The organism is Streptomyces sp. NPDC059875, from assembly GCF_042731085.1.
GTDB lineage: Bacteria > Actinomycetota > Actinomycetes > Streptomycetales > Streptomycetaceae > Streptomyces.
On the sequence record NZ_JBHWJZ010000002.1, the window covers coordinates 1 to 21636 of the forward strand.

Annotated in this window: 17 protein-coding genes; 9 read left to right on the plus strand and 8 right to left on the minus strand. The window is 72.8% G+C overall.

Annotated features, from left to right (window positions below; genetic code table 11):
* Positions 1–89: 89 nt before the first annotated feature.
* Positions 90–2270: a DEAD/DEAH box helicase gene (locus tag ACFV9D_RS01965; protein WP_385139445.1), complete on the minus strand. Its 2181-nt coding sequence runs from the start codon at positions 2268–2270 to the stop codon at positions 90–92.
* Positions 2271–2757: 487 nt separating this feature from the next.
* On the opposite strand from ACFV9D_RS01965, the gene ACFV9D_RS01970 reads away from it, so the two are divergent.
* Positions 2758–3528, plus strand: a complete 771-nt coding sequence (locus tag ACFV9D_RS01970; protein WP_385139447.1) for a ferritin-like fold-containing protein — start codon at positions 2758–2760, stop codon at positions 3526–3528.
* Between the two features lie 135 nt (positions 3529–3663).
* On the opposite strand, the gene ACFV9D_RS01975 is transcribed toward ACFV9D_RS01970, so the two are convergent.
* The 4 genes from ACFV9D_RS01975 to ACFV9D_RS01990 form a co-directional block, all read right to left on the minus strand.
* Positions 3664–3930 (minus strand): hypothetical protein, encoded by a 267-nt coding sequence (locus tag ACFV9D_RS01975; protein ID WP_385139450.1) that lies wholly within the window; start codon positions 3928–3930, stop codon positions 3664–3666.
* A 206-nt stretch (positions 3931–4136) separates the two neighbouring features.
* Positions 4137–4364 (minus strand): DUF3107 domain-containing protein, encoded by a 228-nt coding sequence (locus ACFV9D_RS01980; protein WP_217510274.1) that lies wholly within the window; start codon positions 4362–4364, stop codon positions 4137–4139.
* A gap of 134 nt (positions 4365–4498) precedes the next feature.
* Positions 4499–5158, minus strand: coding sequence for a TetR/AcrR family transcriptional regulator (locus ACFV9D_RS01985; RefSeq protein WP_385139452.1), 660 nt, complete (start codon positions 5156–5158; stop codon positions 4499–4501).
* Between the two features lie 147 nt (positions 5159–5305).
* The gene (locus tag ACFV9D_RS01990; protein WP_385139455.1) at positions 5306–5521 is read right to left on the minus strand and encodes a hypothetical protein; all 216 of its coding nucleotides are present in this window, start codon (positions 5519–5521) and stop codon (positions 5306–5308) included.
* Positions 5522–5655: 134 nt separating this feature from the next.
* Here ACFV9D_RS01990 and ACFV9D_RS01995 point away from each other — a divergent pair, with 134 nt between their 5' ends.
* From ACFV9D_RS01995 to moeZ, 7 genes are all read left to right on the plus strand, one after another.
* A complete protein-coding gene (locus ACFV9D_RS01995; protein ID WP_385139458.1) occupies positions 5656–6645 on the plus strand; it encodes an alpha/beta fold hydrolase in 990 nt (329 codons plus the stop codon).
* A gap of 8 nt (positions 6646–6653) precedes the next feature.
* The gene (locus ACFV9D_RS02000; protein ID WP_385139461.1) at positions 6654–8111 is read left to right on the plus strand and encodes a DUF3152 domain-containing protein; all 1458 of its coding nucleotides are present in this window, start codon (positions 6654–6656) and stop codon (positions 8109–8111) included.
* Positions 8112–8329: 218 nt separating this feature from the next.
* Positions 8330–9952 carry a DUF3492 domain-containing protein gene (locus ACFV9D_RS02005; protein ID WP_385139464.1) on the plus strand — a complete coding sequence of 541 codons (1623 nt, stop codon included), beginning with the start codon at positions 8330–8332 and terminating at the stop codon, positions 9950–9952.
* A 412-nt stretch (positions 9953–10364) separates the two neighbouring features.
* Entirely contained in the window at positions 10365–11600 is a 1236-nt protein-coding gene (locus ACFV9D_RS02010; protein ID WP_385140421.1) for a hypothetical protein, read from the plus strand.
* Positions 11601–11839: 239 nt separating this feature from the next.
* The gene (locus ACFV9D_RS02015; RefSeq protein WP_385139467.1) at positions 11840–12844 is read left to right on the plus strand and encodes an NAD-dependent epimerase/dehydratase family protein; all 1005 of its coding nucleotides are present in this window, start codon (positions 11840–11842) and stop codon (positions 12842–12844) included.
* On the plus strand, positions 12832–13581 hold the full coding sequence (locus ACFV9D_RS02020) for a spherulation-specific family 4 protein (protein WP_385139470.1): 750 nt from the start codon (positions 12832–12834) through the stop codon (positions 13579–13581). Before ACFV9D_RS02015 ends, ACFV9D_RS02020 begins: the two co-directional genes overlap by 13 nt.
* A gap of 63 nt (positions 13582–13644) precedes the next feature.
* Complete coding sequence (gene moeZ, locus ACFV9D_RS02025) at positions 13645–14823, plus strand: adenylyltransferase/sulfurtransferase MoeZ (RefSeq protein ID WP_189600485.1); 1179 nt, start codon at positions 13645–13647, stop codon at positions 14821–14823.
* Between the two features lie 44 nt (positions 14824–14867).
* On the opposite strand, the gene ACFV9D_RS02030 is transcribed toward moeZ, so the two are convergent.
* The 3 genes from ACFV9D_RS02030 to ACFV9D_RS02040 form a co-directional block, all read right to left on the minus strand.
* Positions 14868–16430: an alpha/beta hydrolase gene (locus ACFV9D_RS02030; RefSeq protein ID WP_385139473.1), complete on the minus strand. Its 1563-nt coding sequence runs from the start codon at positions 16428–16430 to the stop codon at positions 14868–14870.
* Positions 16431–16485: 55 nt separating this feature from the next.
* Entirely contained in the window at positions 16486–18051 is a 1566-nt protein-coding gene (locus tag ACFV9D_RS02035; RefSeq protein WP_385139475.1) for an alpha/beta hydrolase, read from the minus strand.
* Positions 18052–18214: 163 nt separating this feature from the next.
* Positions 18215–20938: a lysylphosphatidylglycerol synthase domain-containing protein gene (locus tag ACFV9D_RS02040; protein ID WP_385139478.1), complete on the minus strand. Its 2724-nt coding sequence runs from the start codon at positions 20936–20938 to the stop codon at positions 18215–18217.
* A 129-nt stretch (positions 20939–21067) separates the two neighbouring features.
* Here ACFV9D_RS02040 and ACFV9D_RS02045 point away from each other — a divergent pair, with 129 nt between their 5' ends.
* Complete coding sequence (locus ACFV9D_RS02045) at positions 21068–21499, plus strand: MGMT family protein (RefSeq protein ID WP_385139481.1); 432 nt, start codon at positions 21068–21070, stop codon at positions 21497–21499.
* The last annotated feature ends 137 nt before the right edge of the window (positions 21500–21636 follow it).

The following is a 21636-nucleotide window of genomic DNA, read 5'->3' on the forward strand; positions in this document are numbered from 1 at the left end:
GTGCGGGCACTCCCCGGCGGGGGGCCAAACGACCGGGCGGCCCGCTCCCCGGGAAGGGAGCGGGCCGCCCTGTCGTGGTGCGGGGCGCGTCAGCTCTCGGGCTGCGCGGCCGCGGCCTTCTTCGTCGTGCGGCGACGCGGGGCCTTGGGAGCCTCGGCCGGCTCGGTCGTCGCGGTGGCCTCCGCCGGAGCGGCGGCCGCCTTCTTCACCGTGCGGCGGCGCGGGGCCGCCTTCGGCTCCGAGGCGTCGGGGGCCTCGGCGGCGACGGCCTTCTTCGTCGTACGGCGACGGGGAGCCTTGGGGGCCTCCTCGGCGACCTCGGCGGCCACGGGGGCCGTCTCGAGGACCGTGGTGGCGGCCTTCTTCACCGTGCGGCGACGGGGAGCCTTGGGGGCCTCCTCGGCGACCTCGGCGGCCGGTGCCTCGGCGACCTCGACGGCCGGTGCCTCGGCGGCGACGGCCTTCTTCGTCGTGCGGCGACGAGGGGCCTTGGGGGCTTCCTCGACGATCTCGGCGGCCACGGGGGCCGTCTCGACGACCGTGGTGGCGGCCTTCTTCACCGTGCGGCGGCGGGGAGCCTTCTTCGGCTCCTCGACCGTCTCCACCGGGGCGACCGTCTCGACCGGCGCGACCGACGCGAGCGCGGCGGCAGCCGTCTCCACGGTCTGGAAGGACACGGTCTCGGCCTCGGGCTTCAGGACGCGCGCACGGCGACGGCGCGGGGCCTTGGGGGCCTCGTCGACCGGCGTGGCCTGCGCGACGACGGGAGCGACCCGGGGGGCCGGGGCGACCCGAGCGGCGGGAGCCACAGGGGCCTCCGTCACCGGGGCGACAGCGGCCTCCACGACCGGCGCGCTCGACGCGCCGCCCGTACGGGTGCGGCGACGGCGGCGCGGGGTGCGCGGCTCCGCGGGGGCGTCCTCCGCCACCGGAGCGGCGGCCGGAGTGGCGACCGCGGCCGCCTCGTCCAGAGCGGATCCACCACGCGTACGGCGACGCTGGCGCGGGGTGCGCGTACGCTCCGGACGCTCCTCGACCGCCGGGGCGGCCTGCTTGCGGCCACGGCCACCACGACCGCCCGGCTCGCCCAGGTCCTCGAGCTCCTCCGCGCCCAGACCCGCACGGGTCCGCTCGGCGCGGGGCAGGACACCCTTGGTGCCCGCAGGGATGTCCAGCTCCTCGAAGAGGTGCGGGGACGTGGAGTACGTCTCGACCGGGTCGTGGAAGTCCAGCTCCAGCGCCTTGTTGATGAGCTGCCAGCGCGGGATGTCGTCCCAGTCGACCAGGGTCACGGCCGTGCCCTTGTTGCCCGCGCGGCCGGTGCGGCCCACGCGGTGGAGGAACGTCTTCTCGTCCTCCGGCGACTGGTAGTTGATGACGTGCGTGACGCCCTCGACGTCGATACCGCGCGCGGCGACGTCGGTGCAGACGAGCACGTCGACCTTGCCGTTGCGGAACGCGCGCAGAGCCTGCTCGCGGGCGCCCTGGCCGAGGTCGCCGTGGACCGCGCCGGACGCGAAGCCGCGCCGCTCCAGCTGCTCGGCGATGTCGGCCGCCGTGCGCTTCGTACGGCAGAAGATCATCGCGAGCCCGCGGCCGTTGGCCTGCAGGATGCGGGAGACCAGCTCCGGCTTGTCCATGGAGTGCGCGCGGTAGACGCGCTGCGTGATGTTGGCGACGGTCGCGCCCTCGTCGTCCGGCGCGGTGGCGCGGATGTGCGTGGGCTGCGACATGTAGCGGCGGGCCAGACCGATGACGGCGCCCGGCATGGTCGCCGAGAACAGCATGGTCTGACGCTTCGCCGGAAGCATGTTGATGATCTTCTCGACGTCGGGCAGGAAGCCCAGGTCGAGCATCTCGTCGGCCTCGTCGAGCACGAGGGCCTTGACGTGGGACAGGTCGAGCTTGCGCTGACCGGCCAGGTCGAGCAGGCGGCCCGGGGTGCCGACGATGACGTCGACGCCCTTCTTGAGCGCCTCGACCTGCGGCTCGTACGCCCGGCCGCCGTAGATGGCGAGCACGCGGACGTTACGGACCTTGCCGGCGGTCAGCAGGTCGTTGGTGACCTGGGTGCACAGCTCACGCGTGGGGACGACGACCAGTGCCTGCGGGGCGTCGGTCAGCTGCTCGGGCTTCGCCCGGCCGGCCTCGACGTCCGCGGGGACGGTGACGCGCTCCAGGATCGGCAGACCGAAACCGAGGGTCTTGCCGGTGCCGGTCTTGGCCTGGCCGATGACGTCGGTGCCGGAGAGGGCGACCGGAAGGGTCATCTCCTGGATGGGAAAGGGGGACACGATGCCGACGGCTTCGAGCGCCTCGGCCGTCTCGGGAAGGATCCCGAGCTCTCGGAAAGTCGTAGTCAGGGTGCTGCCTCTTCTGTGAGACGCGGCGCGAGGCGAACGCTGGGGGTCGTACCGTGCCGATTCGCTTCCGGCCGGATCGACGAATGGATCACAGCCGGGTGGCGCGGGACCACTGCCGTCGCTCGAGCGTCGTGCCGCTGAGGTTCCCTCCTGCGGGTGCGCGGGGAGGGTTGTCGGGTCGGAGCCAGTCGGGCCACCGACCGGGCATCCTCATTCATGAGTCGGCCCACCGGGTACGTCCGAACGTGCGAAAGCATGTCCGCATACTCAGCAGGCGCTTTACCACTGTACCCCGGATTCGCGCATGTGTGTTGGGAGAATTCGTGATGAGGGCGCGGTCACAGTGACTGACCAGGGCCTTACGCGGGTCGGAGAGCGGGCTATTGTGCGCTTCATGGAGACGCCTGACAACGCCACGCCCGCCGGAGCGACCGCCGGGGAGTCCGCCTCGGAGAACGCCGAAGAGCTCACCGGGATCGCCGCCCAGGACTGGGCCACGGCATCCGCCGAGCCGCAGTACCGTGCCGCGGTCGTCGACCTGCTCGGCGCACTGGCCTACGGCGAGCTGGCGGCCTTCGAGCGGCTCGCCGAGGACGCCAAGCTCGCGCCGACGCTCGCGGACAAGGCGGAGCTGGCGAAGATGGCCTCCGCGGAGTTCCACCACTTCGAGCAGCTGCGGAACCGGCTGACCGCCGTGGACGCCGAGCCGACGGCCGCGATGGAGCCCTTCGCCAAGGCGCTGGACGACTTCCACCGGCAGACCGCTCCCTCGGACTGGCTGGAGGGCCTGGTCAAGGCGTACGTCGGTGACTCGATCGCCAGTGACTTCTACCGTGAGGTCGCGGCCCGCCTCGACTCCGACACGCGTGGGCTCGTGCTCTCGGTGCTCGACGACACCGGCCACGGCAACTTCGCCGTGGAGAAGGTCCGGGCCGCGATCGAGGCCGACCCGCGCGTCGGCGGGCGGCTCGCGCTGTGGGCGCGCCGTCTGATGGGCGAGGCGCTCTCCCAGGCCCAGCGGGTCGTCGCCGAGCGCGACGCGCTCTCCACGATGCTCGTCGGCGGTGTCGCGGACGGCTTCGACCTGGCGGAGGTCGGCCGCATGTTCTCCCGCATCACCGAGGCCCACACCAAGCGCATGGCCGCGCTGGGTCTGGCCGCGTAACGCCTCAGGCGCGGCGCGTCTCCCGGGTGCGTCCCGGGACACGCGCCGACGGCGTCGAGGGTGCGCCTCCGACCGCGTGAAGGGGCGCGGGGTGGGCTGAGAGCCCATCGTCCGTGGTTGTCGTCGAGGCGCTGTTCACGCCGCCGCTGATCGGCGCAGCCGGGACGCCGGGCGGATCAGCAGCGAGAGCAGGACCGTCGAGACGGCGAGCGCTCCGAGCAGTGTGGCCAGGCCGTGCCCGGGGCCCAGGGCCCCATGCGTCACCAGGGCGCCGAACACGGCACCCAGAGAGCCCGTGGTGAGGACGACCCCACGTGCGGGGAGGCGGTCGGGCAGCCGGTGCACGGCGGCCCAGGCCAGGGCGAGTCCGAGCAGGGCGGAGCCGAGGGCTTCCAGGAACACGGGATCACCTCGCGTGCGGTGCGGGGCGGGCAATTCGGTCGTAGGCCGTACTACCCGGGCCGCCACCCGCGCAATCCTCCTCGGCGCCCCTCACCAGGACTTTCGCCCAGGGCACAGGAGCAGTGGGCGTCAGGACGCGCGGAAGGCCCGGCGGATCGGATCCGCCGGGCCTTCCCCTGTTCGGTCGTACGTGTCGGAGCGCGTTCTCAGAGCGCGCCGAAGCCCACCCGGCGAACCGCGGGCTCGCCGATCTCCACGTACGCGATCTTCTCGGCCGGGACCAGGACCTTGCGGCCCTTCTCGTCCGTGAGGCTGAGCAGCTGCGCCTTGCCGGCCAGCGCGTCGGCCACGGCGCGCTCGACCTCCTCGGCGGACTGCCCGCTCTCCAGAACGATCTCCCGGGGTGCGTGCTGCACGCCGATCTTGACCTCCACGGCTATGTCCCTCCGAACGGTCAGCGTTGCGCGTCTCCCGCGCCGTACGCTGCACACATTAGCCCGGTGAGGGGACCCGCACGGCGCACCTGCGGAACGCCAGGAGCGAACAGCCGGGAGTGCGGACGGACGGCTCAGTGGCCCTCGGCGATCGGCTGACCGTCCGTGGGGTGCAGCGGGAACCCGGCGATACCGCGCCAGGCCAGCGAGGTCAGGAGCGCCACCGCCTTGTCGCGGGGGATGGCGGACTCGCTGGAGAGCCAGTAGCGCGCCACGACCTGGGAGACCCCGCCCAGGCCCACGGCCAGCAGCATCGACTCGTCCTTGGACAGACCGGTGTCCTCGGCGATCACGTCCGAGATCGCCTCGGCGCACTGCAGGCTGACCCGGTCCACGCGCTCGCGCACGGCCGGCTCGTTGGTCAGATCGGACTCGAAGACGAGACGGAACGCGCCGCCCTCGTCCTCCACGTACGCGAAGTACGCGTCCATCGTCGCCGCGACCCGGAGCTTGTTGTCCGTCGTGGACGCCAGCGCCGTGCGCACGGCCTGGAGGAGCGCCTCGCAGTGCTGGTCGAGCAGGGCCAGGTAGAGCTCGAGCTTGCCCGGGAAGTGCTGGTAGAGCACCGGCTTGCTGACGCCCGCCCGTTCGGCGATGTCGTCCATCGCGGCGGAGTGGTACCCCTGAGCGACGAACACCTCCTGGGCCGCACCCAGAAGCTGGTTCCGTCGGGCTCGGCGCGGCAGGCGCGTGCCCCGAGGGCGTGCTGCCTCTGTCTGCTCGATGGCTGTCACGCCGCCTCCCAAAAATCGATCCATGCGCGCTGTGGCGTCGCGCCCGCCATCGTACTTTTGGGTAACCCGGCTGTGCGCGGTGCGGACGCAGAATTTCACGGACCGGACGCCCGCGGCGATAGGCGATTCAACATTAAACCGAACAAATCAGCGGTAGTCGTCTTCGTCCAGAGACACGACCCGTGCCTGTTCGGACGCGTCCGCCGGGTTGGCGGACTCCTGCTCGAGATGGGTGGGATGCTCGTCCTCCTGCTGCTGGACTTCCGTGTGCTGCTCGGCGGCGTCGGCCTCCGGGATTTCCTCGTCGAGCACTGCGACCTCTTCCTCGGCGAATGTGTCCGGCTCGGTCGGATCGACAGTCATGCGATTCCTTCCGGCATGCGGGTCCTCTCCGATGGCCCTCTCTTCGAGCGTAGGAGCACACTCCGCGCGGCGCACCCGTACCTGTGACGCCACACACACGCGCTGCCGCGTGATCGTCTCGTAATATTGCGGCCATGTCGTCGACCGAGCTGCCGGAAACCCGGACCGCCGCCGCACCGCCCGCGTCGCGAACCCGCGCCGTACGGGTGGCGGACGGCGAGCAGTTGCGCTCCGTCGCGCTGCCCGGGCTCACGCTGACCGTTCGCGCCCGGCCCGGCAACAGGCCCGGCCTCGCCCCCGCGCTCTACGTCCACGGGCTCGGCGGCTCCTCGCAGAACTGGTCGGCGCTGATGCCGCTGCTCGCGGACCAGGTCGACGGCGAGGCCGTCGACCTGCCCGGCTTCGGCGACTCCCCACCACCCGACGACGGCAACTACTCGGTCACCGGACACGCCCGGGCGGTCATCCGCCTGCTCGACGCCGCCGGACGCGGACCGGTCCACCTGATCGGCAACTCCCTCGGCGGAGCCGTCTCCACCCGTGTGGCCGCCGTCCGCCCCGACCTCGTCCGCACCCTCACGCTGATCTCCCCGGCCCTGCCCGAGCTCCGCGCCCAGCGCACCGCCTGGCCGACGGTGATGCTCGCCCTGCCGGGCGTCGCGCCCCTCTTCGCGAAGCTGACCAAGGACTGGACGCCGGAGCAGCGGGTCCGCGGGATGCTCTCCCTCTGTTACGGAGACCCCCGCAAGGTCACCGACGAGGGGCTGCGACACGCGGTGGAGGAGATGGAGCGGCGCCTGGAACTCCCGTACTTCTGGGACGTCATGGCCCGCTCCTCGCGCGGCATCGTCGACGCGTACACGCTCGGCGGTCAACACGGTCTGTGGCGGCAGGCGGAACGGGTCCTCGCGCCGACGCTGCTCGTCTACGGTGGCCGTGACCAGCTCGTTTCGTACCGGATGGCACGCAGGGCGGCCGCCGCGTTCCGCGGCTCGCGCCTCCTGACGCTTCCCGACGCCGGACATGTGGCGATGATGGAGTACCCCGAGACGGTCGCCACGGCCGTCCGGGAACTGATCGAAGCCGGCGACGAAGACGGCACAGACAACAGCGGCGGGAGCTGATCCGGGGCGTGGGACGACATAGTCGCAAGGGCCCGGCGCCCGCTCCCCCCGCCGATACGGGGCAGCGCGAGGCGGCCGAGCCGGGGACGGGACGCCGCAGGCGCGCGCCGGGCCAGGACGGGTACGCCGAGGACGGGTACACCGACGACGGGTACGCGCAGGCGGCGTACGGGCGGGACGCGTACGGACAGGGTTCGTACGGGCAGGACGCCTACGGACGAGGCGGGTACGGACAGCCGAGGCACGGGGCCGGGCAGACCGGATACGCCCAGGGCACGTACGGGCAGGGCCCGCGCACGGAGAGCTCGTACGGGCAGAGCGGTCCCACGCAGAGCGGCCCCACGCAGGGCGGGTACGGACAAGGCGGATACGGGCAGAGCGGCGGCCGGCCGGTCTGGGACACGCCGATGCACGGCACGCCGATGTACACCGCCCCCGCCGACACGGCCGTACGGGGCGGGCATCCCGAACACGCCGAGACGCAGCCTCAGCCGCCGCGGCGGCCCGAGCATCCCGGAGGCCGGCCGGAGACGCGCCGGCCGGATCCGGACGAGGCGGCACCTCAGGCCCCGTTCATCCCGGGCCAGCGGCGCGAGACCGTTCCCGAGGAGCTCCCCGAGGAGCCTCCGGCCCGCACCGGCGGCAAGGGCCGGGCCTTCACCGGCATCGCGGCCGCCGCCGTCACCACCGTCCTCGCCGTCGTCGTGGCCGGCCAGGTGGCCGAGCGGGACACCCGAAACCCTCTGGCCCACTCGGCCGACGGCTCGGCCGACCGGGCCCTCGAAGACGGGGCCTCGCGCTCCGACAGCCGGCCGACACCCTCGCGCCCCGCGACCGCGGCGCCCGCAGCACCCGCCGCGCCGCCCACCTACGAGCAGCTGATGAGCCGCCAGTTCCCCATCGACCCCAAGCTCAAGGGCTCGGGCGAGTTCGAGGCCGTGGCCGGCTTCGAGAAGGCGCCCGGCAAGGGGCGCAAGGTCCGCTACCGGGTCGACGTCGAGAAGGGGCTCGGACTCGACGCGGCCCTCTTCGCGCAGGCCGTGCAGAAGACGCTCAACGACGAGCGGAGCTGGGCCGGTCGGGGCGAGATGACCTTCGAGCGGATTTCCAGTGGCGACCCGGAGTTCGTGATCACGCTCGCCAGCCCCGGCACCACCGGCACCTGGTGCGCGAAGTCCGGTCTGGACACCACCATCGACAACGTCTCCTGCGACTCCGCCTCCACCTCGCGCGTGATGATCAACGCGTTCCGCTGGGCGCAGGGCTCGGAGACCTTCGGCGACAAGGCGATGTTCGCCTACCGTCAGATGCTCATCAACCACGAGGTCGGACACCGTCTCGGGCACAGCCACGTGAGCTGCCGCACGCCCGGCGCCCTCGCCCCCGTGATGCAGCAGCAGACCAAGTCCCTGGACATCGACGGCATCAAGTGCCGTCCCAATCCCTGGGTGCATCCCGGGAATTGAGGCGGCTTTCCCCCTGGCCGCAGCCTGACTCAACGTAGTCGGATCGCCCCGTAGCGCGACGGAACGCGACCGGGGTGGGAAAGTTACGTGCATTCACCCCTTCTGGTGGCGCGACGGACAACCGTCCATCGCGCCACCGGCATATCCGCTTACGTTCTTCCCGCTGCGAGTCGCCGAGCCACGGCGCCCGCCAGGCAAGGGAGATCGGGGGTGTGCTCATGCGGATCGGACTGCTTACCGAGGGTGGCTACCCGTACGCCACGGGTGAGTCCAGGCTCTGGTGCGACCGGCTCGTGCGCGGGCTCGCGCCGCACGAGTTCGACCTGTACGCCCTCAGCCGCAGCGCCCGCCAGGAGGACGCCGGCTGGGTCGACCTGCCCCCGCAGGTCCAGCGCGTCCGTACGGCCCCGCTCTGGGCGCCGGAGGACGACGGCCGCAGCCATGGGCGGCGCGAACGGCGACGCTTCGCGGGCCACTTCGGTGCGCTGGTGACCGGCGTGTGCGCCGAGGACGACGCGGCCGCCGCCCGCTCCTTCGCCGACGGGCTGTACGGGCTGGCCGAACTGGCCCGCGAGCACGGCGGTCTCTACGCCGCCCTCCGCTCCGAACTCGCCGTCCGCACCCTGGAGTCCGCCTGCCACGCCCCCGGCGCACGCCGGGGCGTGGCCGACGCCACCGTGCCCGACTACCTCGCCTTCGTCGACCAGCTGGAGCGCGCCCTGCGCCCGCTGTCGCTCGACTGGTACGGCGAGGACGGGCTCGGCGCGGTCGACCTCTGCCACGCCGCGTCCGGTGGATCGGCGGCGCTCCCCGGCCTGTTGGCCAAACGCTTCTTCGGCACTCCGCTGCTGGTCACCGAGTACGGCGTACAGCTGCGCGCGCACTACCTCGCGGCCACCGAGGCGCCGCTGTCCGCGCCCGTGCGCGCCCTGCTCGCCGGCTTCCACGGCCGGCTCGCCGCCGAGGCCTACCGACAGGCCGCGCTGCTCACCCCCGGCAACACGCACGCGCGCCGCTGGCAGGAGAAGTGCGGGGCCGACCGGGCCAAGCTGCGCACGGTCTACCCCGGCATGGAGTCCGAGCGGTTCACCGAGGTCGGCGAGGACGAGGAGAGCGGTGACCCGGCCACCCTCGTCTGGGTCGGCCGCGTCGAACCCGCCAAGGACCTGATCGCGCTGCTGCACGCCTTCGCGGAGGTGCGCAAGGCGCAGCCCGACGTCCGACTGCGGATCGTCGCGGCCCCGGTGCGGGAACCCGGCGCCGACGCGTACCTCGCGCACTGCAGGGCGCTCGCGGCGCAGCTCTTCCCGGACGAGGCCGTCGGCGCGCACGCGGTCGGCGAGAACCCGGTCACCTTCGAGGAGATCGGCGGACCCGAGGCGCCGACGCTCGCCGAGGCGTACGCGGCGGGCGCGGTCGTGGTCCTCTCGAGTGTCGTCGAGGGCTTCCCGATCAGCCTCGTCGAGGCGATGTTCTGCGCCCGGGCGACGGTCTCGACGGACGTGGGCGCGGTCGTCGAGGTCATCGGCGGCACGGGGCTCGTCGTGCCCCCGCGCAATCCGCGGGCGCTCGCGGACGCGTGCCTCGCGCTGTTGCGCGACCCGGAGCGCCGCTACCGCCTGGGCGCCGCGGCCCGCGCCCGTGCGCTCGAACTCTTCACCGTCGAGCAGAACCTCGCGGCATTTCGCGGCATTTACCTGGAACTTCTCTCCCACTCGCCGGTGCGCCGACGGGCCGCCGAGGGCGTCCCCTTCGCCCACCCGGCCGAGGCGTACGTACCCGGCACCTGGGCGGACCAGCCCGTGAGCGCCGCTGCCGGAGCGGGAGACCCCGATGCCTGAAGGAGGCACCCCCATGCGCGGCTCCGCCGCCCCCACGAGCCCCGGCCTCTGGGACTCCCACTCCGAGGCGCTCCTCGAGACGACGGCGCTGACGGTGGCCGTGACGGTCTCCGTGACGACGGACGGTGCGCCCGTGGACTGCGCCGATGGGGCGGGTCGTGCGAGGCCCGGCACGGCGGCCGGCACAGGTGCCGGCGCTCGGCCGGAGCGCGCGGAACCACGACAGACGTCCCCCGCGCAGAGCGGCGCGGACCTCGACCTGCGGTCGGCGGGCGGCCCCCGGGCCAGGGACATCGTTCAGGGACAGGCCGCGCCGACTGGCGAGGACCCGTTCCCGTGGTCGCGGCCGGAGCCCGGCGACGCACCGCCTGCTGCGCGGGAAGGCCGCGCGGACGCCGGACCCGAGTCCGAGGTGCTGCCGCAGGCCCCCACCGCGCCGGAGCGCGCCGGGGCGGCCTCGGTGCCGTCAGGGCCGGAGGCCGCCGACGCCCCACCGGTGCGGCCCGCGCCGGGACCCGGCGCGGAGGCCGCCGGGGACTTCGGGCCGCGGGCCGAGGCGGCCGGGATGGGCAGCCCTGTGCCTCCGGAGGGGGACGGCGTGCCCAAGCCGCCGTCCCGGCGAGGGCCCGCCGATCCCGTCAAGGCGCTCATTCACCGGCACCGGGATCTGTGCGAGCGGGCCGTCGATCCCCTGGAGATCGCCGCCGGGCTCGAGGCCCACGGGGTCACCGACCGTACCGCGGCGCGGTTCCGGCATCGGGACGTGTTCTCGCTCGCCGAGGAGCTCTACGCGCGCGTGCCGCGGCAGAACCGGGCGCCCGTGCGTCCCGCCGGCGAGGACGGCGCACGCGCCGGGTGGGCCGGGTGGACGCTCGCCGCCCTGGCGCCCGGCGCCGTCGCCGCCCTCACCGTCACCGGACTCGCGCTCACCGAAGGGCCCGTGCGCCTCGCCGTCGGCGCGGCCGGGGCCCTCGGCCTGGCCGCCGCACTCGCCGTCGCCGTCCGGCGCGGCCCCCTGCGCGCCGCCGGCCGCACCGTCCCCGCCGCCCGCGTCTGGACCCTCTGGCTCCTCGCGTACGCGGTCGGCGGGGACGGTCTCCTGACACAGGTGCTCGCCGGCGGACCCGACGGGGCCTGGGGCATCACGCCCCAGCCGCTCCTGGGTCTCGCGCTCGCCGTCGCCCCCGCCGCCTGGTGCGCCCGGCTCTTCGCCACCAGGGCCCGCCGCAAGCTCGCCGCCAGCCGCGGCCTGGAGGACTTCGCCGCCGGCACCCGCCCCCTGCTCCTCGCCACCGTGACCCTCCATCTGGTCGCCCTCGCGGGCCTGTTGGGCCTGACGGGCTTCGCGCCCGGCGCCCTCGCCCTCGGCGCCCTCCTCCTGCTCGCCCGGCTCCTCACCGTCCACGGGTTCCCCGAGACCGCCGCGAGCGGCCTCGCCGCCGCCTGCGCCGCCGAGGCCCTCGCCCTCGCGAGCGTCCTCGCGGGCCGGGTCCCCGGCTGCGATCTCCTCGCCGCCCCGGTCCGCGCCCTCGTCGACACCTGGGGCCCCGGCGCCGTACCCACCCTCGTCTGCGGCACCGCGGCGCTCGGCCTGCTGGCCCACGCCACCGCCGCCCTCTCCCGGGCCTCGGCCCACGCCAACCCCTAGGGGGGTCCCATGCCGATCAGGCCGGGCTCGCGTCACCCCGGCGCCTCCGCACGCGCCGGAGCCCGCTCGCCCCACGGCGGCCCGATCGGCGCGCCACCCCTCGAACCCCATGAACCCCGGCGCACCCGCGGAGCCGACGCCGCGGGCGTGCCCACCGCGCAGGACCCATCTCAAGGAGACGAAAGAGACATGACCTCCCAACCCCCAGCAACGGCCGGTCGGCACGAAGGGGCCGCACGATGAGGGTGCTGCTGCTCGGAGCCAACGGATTCCTCGGTCGCTTCGTCGCCGACCGGCTGCTCGCCGACCCGGCCGTGCACCTCACCGCCCTCGGGCGGGGCGACGACGCCGACGTACGGTTCGACCTCGCCGGCGGCAGCCCCGGCGCGCTGACCCGGTTCCTGGACGCCGTCCACCCCGGTGTCGTCGTCAACTGCGCCGGCGCCACTCGCGGCGGTGCCCGCGAACTGACCCGCCACAACACCGTCGCCGTCGCCACCGTCTGCGAGGCCCTGCGCCGCAGCGGCTGCGGCGCCCGGCTCGTGCAGGTCGGCTGCGCCTCCGAGTACGGGCCCTCCCAGCCCGGCTCCTCCACCGCCGAGGACGCCGTGCCCCGCCCCGGGGGCCCGTACGGGGTCTCCAAGCTCGCCGCGACCGAACTCGTCCTCGGCTCCGGACTCGACGCCGTGGTCCTCCGGGTCTTCTCCCCGGTGGGCCCCGGCACCCCGGCCGGCTCCCCGCTCGGCCGCCTCGCCGAGGCCATGCGCCGGGCCATGCAGGCCGGCGACGGCGAGCTCAAGCTCAGCGGCCTCGGCGTGCAGCGCGACTTCGTCGACGTACGGGACGTGGCCCGCGCCGTCCACGCGGCCTCGCTCTCCGCCGCCCAGGGCGTCGTCAACATCGGCACCGGCCGCGCGGTCAGGCTGCGCGACGCCGCCGCCGTCCTGGCCCGCGTCGCCGGCTACGCCGGGACCCTGCACGAACTCGACGGTCCGCACGGTCAGCACGGCCCGCACGGGGCTCACGGCCCGCACGGCGCGTCCCCGCGACCCGTCATCGGCGCCCCCCGCACCGAGACGATCGCCGAACAGCTGGCCGCCGCGCCCTACCCGTACCCCGACGGCTGCGGCAGCTGGCAGCAGGCCGACGTCCGCACCGCCCGCGACCGGCTCGGCTGGCGCCCCCGGATCAACCTGGAGGAGTCGCTCGCCGACATCTGGATGGAGGCGGCATGTCGCATCTGACCGCGAGCACGGCCGGGGCCGTCCAGGAGAAGGAGATGGGCTTCGGGGTCCCCGGCTACGCCCACCCGCTGCTCGCCCCCGTCGAATGGGCCGAACTGACCCGCCCCGGCACCCCCCTGCACTGGGCCGTGCTCAACGTTGCCGAGGGGCCGGGGGACCGCCCCGACCCGCACTGTCTGGAGGCGTCCGGAAGGCTGCGGAACGCCGGGGTCCGGGTGCTCGGGCACCTGGACCTGTGTCACGGCTCGCGCGAGTTCGGCGAGATCGTCTCGGACGCCCACCGCTTCCTCGACTGGTACAGGGTCGACGGCTTCTATCTGGACCGGTGCCCCACCGACCGGGCCGACCTGCCCGAAGTGAGGCGCGTCACGGCCACCCTGGAGGCGGTCCTCGGCGGCGAGGCCCATCTCGTCCTCGGGCATGGCACCCACCCGTATCCCGGGTACGCCGAGACCGCCGACCAGCTGGTCACCTTCTCCGGGCCGTGGACGGACTACCGCTGGTCACAGGTGGCCGAGTGGACCGCCGAGTACCCGCCGGAGAAGTTCGTCCATCTCGTCCACGGGGTGCCGCGCAGTCATCTCGACGAGGCGATGCGGATCGCCCGCTGGCAGGGCGCGGGAACGATCTTCTTCACGGACCACGCGGACCGCACCGGACATATCGACCCATTCCAAACTCTGCCCGGCTACTGGGACGAAATCGTCTCGCGCATTGGACCGGGTGTCTCGGAATGAGAAGGGCCGTGGCAGTGTTACGGGGAGAACAACCGTACTGACATACCGACCAACGGAGCCCCCGTGTCGCTGCCACCCCTGGTCGAGCCGGCTGCCGAGCTCACCGTAGACGAGGTCCGCAGGTACTCCCGCCACCTGATCATCCCGGATGTCGGGATGGACGGGCAGAAGCGGCTGAAGAACGCCAAGGTGCTGTGTGTGGGCGCCGGTGGCCTCGGTTCGCCGGCCCTCATGTACCTGGCCGCGGCCGGTGTGGGCACGCTCGGCATCGTGGAGTTCGACGAGGTCGACGAGTCGAACCTGCAGCGCCAGATCATCCACAGCCAGGCGGACATCGGCCGCTCCAAGGCGGAGTCCGCCAAGGACTCGGTCCTCGGCATCAACCCGTACGTGAACGTGATCCTCCACGAAGAGCGGCTCGAGGCCGAGAACGTGATGGACATCTTCAGCCAGTACGACCTGATCGTCGACGGCACGGACAACTTCGCCACGCGTTACCTCGTCAACGACGCGTGCGTGCTGCTGAACAAGCCGTACGTCTGGGGCTCGATCTACCGCTTCGACGGTCAGGCCTCCGTCTTCTGGTCCGAGTACGGCCCCTGCTACCGCTGCCTCTACCCGGAGCCCCCGCCGCCGGGCATGGTCCCGTCCTGCGCCGAGGGCGGCGTCCTGGGCGTGCTCTGCGCGTCCATCGGCTCCATCCAGGTCACCGAGGCGATCAAGGTCCTGGCCGGCGTGGGCGACCCGCTGGTCGGCCGGCTGATGATCTACGACGCCCTGGAGATGCAGTACCGCCAGGTGAAGGTTCGCAAGGACCCGAACTGCGCGGTCTGCGGCGAGAACCCGACCGTCACCGAGCTCATCGACTACGAGGCCTTCTGCGGCGTCGTGTCCGAGGAGGCCCAGGAGGCGGCGCTCGGCTCGACGATCACTCCCAAGCAGCTCAAGGAGTGGATCGACGAGGGCGAGAACATCGACATCATCGACGTCCGGGAGATCAACGAGTACGAGATCGTCTCGATCCCCGGCGCGCGGCTGATCCCGAAGAACGAGTTCCTGATGGGCACCGCCCTCCAGGACCTCCCGCAGGACAAGCGGATCGTCCTGCACTGCAAGACGGGTGTCCGCAGTGCGGAAGTCCTCGCCGTGCTCAAGTCCGCGGGCTTCGCGGACGCGGTGCACGTCGGCGGCGGCGTCATCGGCTGGGTGCACCAGATCGAGCCCGAGAAGCCGGTCTACTAGGCGTACGACGAAGGGCCGGACCTGGCATCAGGTCCGGCCCTTTCTCATGCCCCGCTTCGCGCGGTCCCACTGGAGCAGGTCGTGCCGTACGCCGGGACCTTGCCGTCCAGGAGATAGGCGTCGACCGTCTTCGTCACGCAGGACGACGTGCCGTACGCGCCGTGGCCCTCGCCCTCGTTGCTGACCAGGACGCCGACGCCCTTGCCGAGCTCCTTCGCCATCCGCTCGGCGCCCTCGTACGGGGTCGCCGGGTCGCCCGTCGTACCGACCACCAGGATCGGGCCCGAGCCCGGCGCGCTCACGTCCGGGTCGGCCCGCTCGCCCTTCACCGGCCACTGCGCGCACCAGCCGGCCGTGTCCCAGGCCAGGAAGGCGCCGAAGACCGGCGAGAGCTTACGGAACTCCGGCAGCAGAGCCTTCGCCTGCGCGAGCGTGGGCCGTTCGGTGGAGTCGGCGCAGGAGATCGCCCGCTGCGAGTGGGACTGGGTGGAGTAGTGCCCGGACTCGTCCCGGTCGTTGTACCAGTCGGCGAGCCGCAGCAGCTCCGCGCCGTTGCCCCGCTCCGCCTGCTCCAGGGCCGAGGTCAGCAGGGGCCAGTTGCTCTGCGAGTAGAGCGTGATCGCGATGCCGGTGAGAGCCAGTCCGTCGGTCAGCTTCCGCTCGCCGACACGCAGCGGCTCCCGGTCCAGCTTCTCGAGGAGGCGGACGATCCTGGCCGTCCCCTTCTTCGCGTCACCACCGGTGCTCTTCGAGTAGTTGTCCAGGGCCCGCTGGAAACCGATCGTCTGGTTGCGGGCATGACCGGTGCCGTCGGCGGTCGGGTCGACGACCGCGTCGAGGACGGTCCGGCCGACGTGCGTCGGGAACAGATGGGCGTAGGCGGCACCGAGTTGGGTCCCGTAGGAGATGCCGAAGTAGTTCAGCTTGTCGTCGCCGAGGACGTGCCGGACCAGATCCAGGTCGCGGGCGGTGTTGCTGGTCGTGGTGTGCGGGATGACCTTGCCCGAGCGGCGGGCGCACCCGGCGCCGAAGTCGGCGCCGTCCTCGAAGAACGCGGCCTCCTCGGCCGCGGTGTCCGGTGTCTGATCCGTACGGGCCTCGGCGTCGGCCAGCTCCTTGTCGTCCCGGCACACGACGCCGGCGCTCCGCCGCACACCGCGCGGGTCGAAGCCGACCAGGTCGTAGCGGCGGTTCAGCCCCCCGTACTCCTGGGCCGCGCGGGGGAGGATGTCGACCCCGGAGGCGCCCGGGCCGCCGAAGTTGAAGAGCAGGGAGCCGAGCCGCCCGTTCTTGTCGCGGGCCTCCTTGCGGATCAGCGCGATCGGGATCGTCTCGCCGTCGGGCTTCGCGTGGTCGAGCGGGACCCGGACGCTCGCGCACCGCCAGTCGGCGCCGGGCTTCTCGCCGCCCTCGGGCGCCTCGCAGGGCTTCCACTCCGGCCGCTGCCCGGTGAGCGAGGCGGGGAGGGCGGGCGGCGCCTTGGCGTCCGAGGTCGGCGGGGTCGTACGGTCGGCGCGGGGGGTGTCGGCGGGCGTCCCGGTGCTCGTGCAGCCGGTGACCAGCAGCCCGGTGACGGCAAGGACCGCCACCCGTATCCGTATGGACAAGACAACCCCCGTGATCCGGACCGGAAAGCCGCCATCCTAGAGCGCGCGGTGCGCACTACTTGCAGACGGTCCCCGAGGCCGGCACCTTCCCCTCCAGGAAGTACGTGTTGACCAAGTTCTGCACGCACGCGTTGCCGCTGTTGTACGCGCCGTGGCCCTCGCCCTCGTACGTCAGCTCCACGCCGACGCCCTCGCCCAGCGCGTCCACCATCGCCCGGGCCCCCTCGTACGGGGTCGCCGGGTCGCCCGTCGTGCCGAGGACGAGGATCGGGGCGGAGCCGGGCGCGGAGACGTCGGGGTGCTCCCAGGTGCCCGGGACCGGCCACTGGGAGCAGCCCGACAGCGCCCAGCCCATGTAATCCCCGAAGACGGCGGAGGTCTTCCGGAACTCCGGGAGCCGCTCCTTGGCCTGGCCGAGGGTGTACCGCTCCTTGTAGTCCACGCAGTTGATGGCCGCGTTCGCCGCCTGGATGTTGCTGTAACTTCCGCTCTGGTCCCGCCCGTTCATGGAGTCGGACAGGGCGAGCAGCAGAGCGCCGTCGCCGCCGGCGGCCGAGTCGAGGCCCTGCTCCAGGTACTGCCAGAAGTTCCTGGAGTACAGAGCCTGCGCGATGCCGTTCGTGGCCTGGGTCTGGGTGAGCTTGCGGTCCCCGATGCCGGCGATCGGTTTCTCGTCGAGCTCGGCCTGGAGGTCGACGATGAACGACTCGATCTCGGCGACCGTCGAGCCGGGCAGTGTGCACGCGTCGCCGCGGGCCAGGCAGTCCTCGGCGAAGTTGTCGAGGGCGAGCTGGAAGCCCCTGGCCTGGCCGAGGGCGCCGGCCTCCGTGCCGGAGTTCGGGTCGACGACCGCGTCGAAGAGGGCGCGGCCGACGTTCTTCGGGAACATGTGGGCGTACACGCCGCCGAGCTCCGTGCCGTAGGAGACGCCGAAGTAGTGCAGCTTGTCGTCGCCGAGGACCTGGCGCATCAGGTCCATGTCGCGGGCGGCGTTCTCGGTGCCGACGTGGGGGAGCGCGGTGCCGGAGTCCTTCTCGCAGCCGTTGGCGTACTTCTTCTGCGCGTCGGAGAGGGTCCGCTCCTCGGCCGTGTCGTCCGGGCTGAAGTCCAGGGCGTAGTACGCGTCCAGTTCCTTGTCGGTCAGGCACTGGACGTCCTCGCTGCGGCCGACGCCCCGGGGGTCGAAGGAGACGAGGTCGTAGCGGGTCCTGAGCTTCTCGTAGGAGGGGGCGAAGGAAGGCAGAGCGGTGACGCCGGAGGCGCCGGGACCGCCGAAGTTGTAGATCATGGAGCCGATCCGCCGGTTCTGGTCGGTGGCACGGGCGCGGATCAGGGCCAGCTCGATGGTCTGGCCGTCCGGCTTGGCGTAGTCGAGCGGCGCGTCCATGAAGGAGCACTCCCAGGTGGCCCCGCCGGGCAGTGGGGAGGGCGCGGGACCGCCGCCCTCGGCGGCGGACGGGGGCGGGCAGGGGGCCCACTCCAGCTCCTGCGCGGCGAGCCCGGCGAGATCGGTTGGCGCGTCGGAAGCCCCGTCGTTGCCGCCGTTGTCCGAACATCCGACGGCGAGCAACACGGTGGTCGCGGTGAGCAGGGCGGCGCGCTGCGCGGCGGAGATCGGCATAGAGCCATGGTCTGCCGCACGGGTGGCCCCCGCGCGGGCGAGTGGGCCAGCCGGGGGAGCGACCGGTACGGGCCGCGCGCCCCGTAGGGGCGCGGGGAACTGCGCGACCAGCCCCGCCGGGCCGCAGGTTTCGTACGGCCCTCCCGCCCCCGCCCGCCGGAGGCTAGAGCGCGCCGCGCTTCGTCAGCCAGTTGAAGCAGAGCCAGCCCGGCAGCACCGGTAGCCACAGCGTCAGGAGCCGGTACAGCAGCACCGCCGGGGTCGCGACCTCCAGCGGGAGGCCGACCGCCACCAGACCGAAGGTCAGCGCGCCCTCGACCGCGCCGACGCCGCCCGGAGTCGGCGCCGCCGAGCCGAGCGCGTTGCCCGCGAGGAAGACGACGGCCACGCTCGCGTAACTGAGCCCCTGGGCGTCGTGTCCGAACGCGCGGATCGACGCGTCCAGGCAGAGCACGAACAACCCGGTCAGGAGCAGCATGCCGCCGATCCCGGTGAGCAGCTTCATCGGCCGCTGGAGCACGTCCAGCATGCGCGGCACGACCCCCGCGAAGAGCGAGCGCAGCCGCGTCGAGACGAACTTCCGCATGAACGGGATCGCCGTCACCACGAGGACCAGCACCGCCACCGTCAACAGACCGGCGATGACCGTCCTCGACGGGGTGAACGACTGCGACTTCTCCGTACCCGTCAGATAGCCGAAGGCGAGCAGCAGCAGGATGTGCGCCCCCAGACCGAAGAGCTGCGACGCGCCGACGCTCGCCACCGCGAGCCCCGGCCGCACCCCCGAGCGCTGGAGGAAGCGGGTGTTCAGCGCGACACCACCGACCGCCGCCGGGGCGACGATCTTCACGAACGAGCCGGCCACCTGCGCGACCACCGTCCGCCAGAACCCGACCCGCTCCGGTACGAAGCCGAGCAGGCTCATCGCGGCGGCGATGTAGCTCAGCGCCGAGAACAGCACGGCGGCCGCCACCCACCGCCAGTCCGCCGAGCTGATGGTGGACAGGGGCGTCCGCGCGATCTGCGAGAGCAGGAAGTACGCGGCGACGGCGCCGGCGATCAGGCTGATGAGCGTGCGCGGTTTGATCCGCTCCAGACGGACCGGCTCGACCGGTGCCTGGGGCCGGATGAGCAGCACCTGTTGGCGGATCTGGGCCAGCAGATCCTCCTCGCGGGCGTCGTCCAGCGCTTCGTCGATGGCCCGCTTCTCGGCCTGCTTCTCCGCCTTCTCGATCTTCCGGTCGGACTTCCGGTCGGGCTTGAGGTCCGTGGTGCCGGCATGGGCATGGGCCTCGGCCCTCGCCCGCTTCGCCGCCTCCGACGCCTCGAGGACCGCCTCGCGCTCCCGCTTCGAACGCTCCCGCGCCAGTTTCCGCAGCGTCGCGCGCGTGGACCGGCTCAGCGCGATCGGCTGGAGGAGGGGGAGACAGTCGGCGATCGCGTCCGGGCCGAGTACCTCCACGGCACCGGCCACCGCCCGCTCGGCGCCCACGCGCAGACCGAGGGTGGTGAGCAGCTGGGCGATGTCCATCCGAAGGATCAGGTCGCCCGCGGCGATCTCACCGCCCCGCAGGTCGGTCAGGATCACCTTGCCGGAACGATCCACCAGAATCGCGTCTCCCGCGAGCCTGCGGTGCGCGATCCGGCGCGACTGGAGCGCCTTCACCTGTCGCCAGGCGCTGCGCACCAGCTCGTCGGTGATCTCCTTGTCGTCCAGCGAGTCCAGGGTCCGGCCGCCCAGGTGCTCGTACACGAGCATCACGGCGTCCGGGCCGAGCTCGGAGGTGGCGATCAGCTTCGGCGCGTTGGCCCCGGCGGCGATCGCCGCGTACGCGAGGAGCGCCTCCTGCTCCAGCGCCTGGCGCAGCGAGACGATCGAGCGGCGGGTGGTGATCGCGCGCAGGGTGATCCTGCGCCACACGCGGTAGAAGAAGCCGTGCGCCTGCTGCTCGCGGTCCACGACGGTGACGTCGAGCGGCGGCCCGTCCTCCAGCGTGACGATGTAGCGGCGGCCGCGGTCCCCGCTGTCGGCGGAGTCGGGCACGCCCGCGCCCTCGGCGCGCAGCGCCGTGACCGGTTTGAAGCCGACCCGGCGCAGACCGGCGAGGAGCGTCTGCCCGGTGGGGCGGACGTTGGGGGAGCCGACCGCGTACAGCGTTCCGTACGCCACGGTCCAGCCGATCAGCACGGTCAGGATGATCGAGAACGCGGTGGTGTACCCGGCGACCAGCATCGTGAAGGCGTCGAGCAGCAGCACCGTCCACAGGCCCAGCCGCCAGCGCGGCCGACGGGCCATGCCGACGGCGGTCATGTACGCGATGACGGGTGCGAGGTAGTTGTGCACCGGGTCGGTGAGACCACCACCGGACGCCGGCTGGGTCAGCGCGTCCTGGATGGTGCCGGGCGCGGCCTTGGCGACCCAGAGGTCGGTGGCGAGGGTGACGCCGTGGGCGAGCACGGCGGCGAGGACGCCGTCGGCGATCCGCAGTCCGTCGCGTTTGATCAGCCGCTCGATGGCGAAGGCGACGGGTACGAGCAGGACGGCGATGCTGGAGACCAGGCCGGCGATCTTGACGAAGACGTCGGGCGCTCCGCCGGCGCCCTTGTTGATGTCCTGCTCGAGGCCGGAGGTGGTGCCGTGGGCGAAGGCGGCGATGGCGATGACGAGGGCGATCGCGAGGACGCCGACCAGCAGCCGCATCAGGTCGGAAGGGCGGTGCACGCGGGCCGCGAGCAGCGGCTCGTCCTGCGAGACGCGCTCGCTTGGTTCCCCGTCGGGCGCGGGCAGGTCGGGGTGAGCCCCCTCCTCAGGAGGCCGAGCGTCGTACCCCATCACCGTGTCCGTCTCTGTTCGTGCCGCGTGCTCGTCGTGCGACGCGTCCTGCATGTCGAATTGTTGTTCTTCTTGGTCGTCTTGTCGCTCTTGATCTCGTATCACCAGTCACCGCCCGGACGATGGTGGCACGAAGCGGCGCCCGAGGGAGGCATCAGGGCGTTGTCGGTGGGGTGAGGCAGGATGGGGCGGATGAGCGTGGAGGAGCTTCCGGAGTACGCGGAGCGGGTCCTTGAGGTCGCGGAGCTGATCCCGCCGGGCCGGGTGATGACCTACGGAGACGTGGCGGAGTGGCTGGGCGAGGGCGGTCCGCGTCAGGTCGGCCGGGTGATGGCCCTGTACGGCGGGGCCGTGCCGTGGTGGCGCGTGGTGCGCGCCGACGGCGCGCTGCTGCCCGGCCACGAGCTGCGCGCCCTCGGCCACTACCGGGACGAGGGCACCCCACTGCGCCAGGCCGGGCGCAGCGCAGAGGGGCACATACCGAAGCTCGACATGCGGCGGGCGCGGTGGGACGGCGTGGAAGGTGCGGGCGGCGCTGACGGTGCAGGCGGCGCGGACGGTGCGCCCGGCGCCGGCGGCGCGGACCAGGGTCCGCGTGCCGGAACTCACACGTGACAGCTCTGCCCGAGGCAGGACGGGCCGGGCGGCCCGATGACGGTACGGAGGCCCGTGCGGAGTTCGGCACGGGTGCCCTCCGTTTCCCGTAACGTCGTCGTTCGCCCCGTACACATCTCCGCCTCTCCACCACTTCG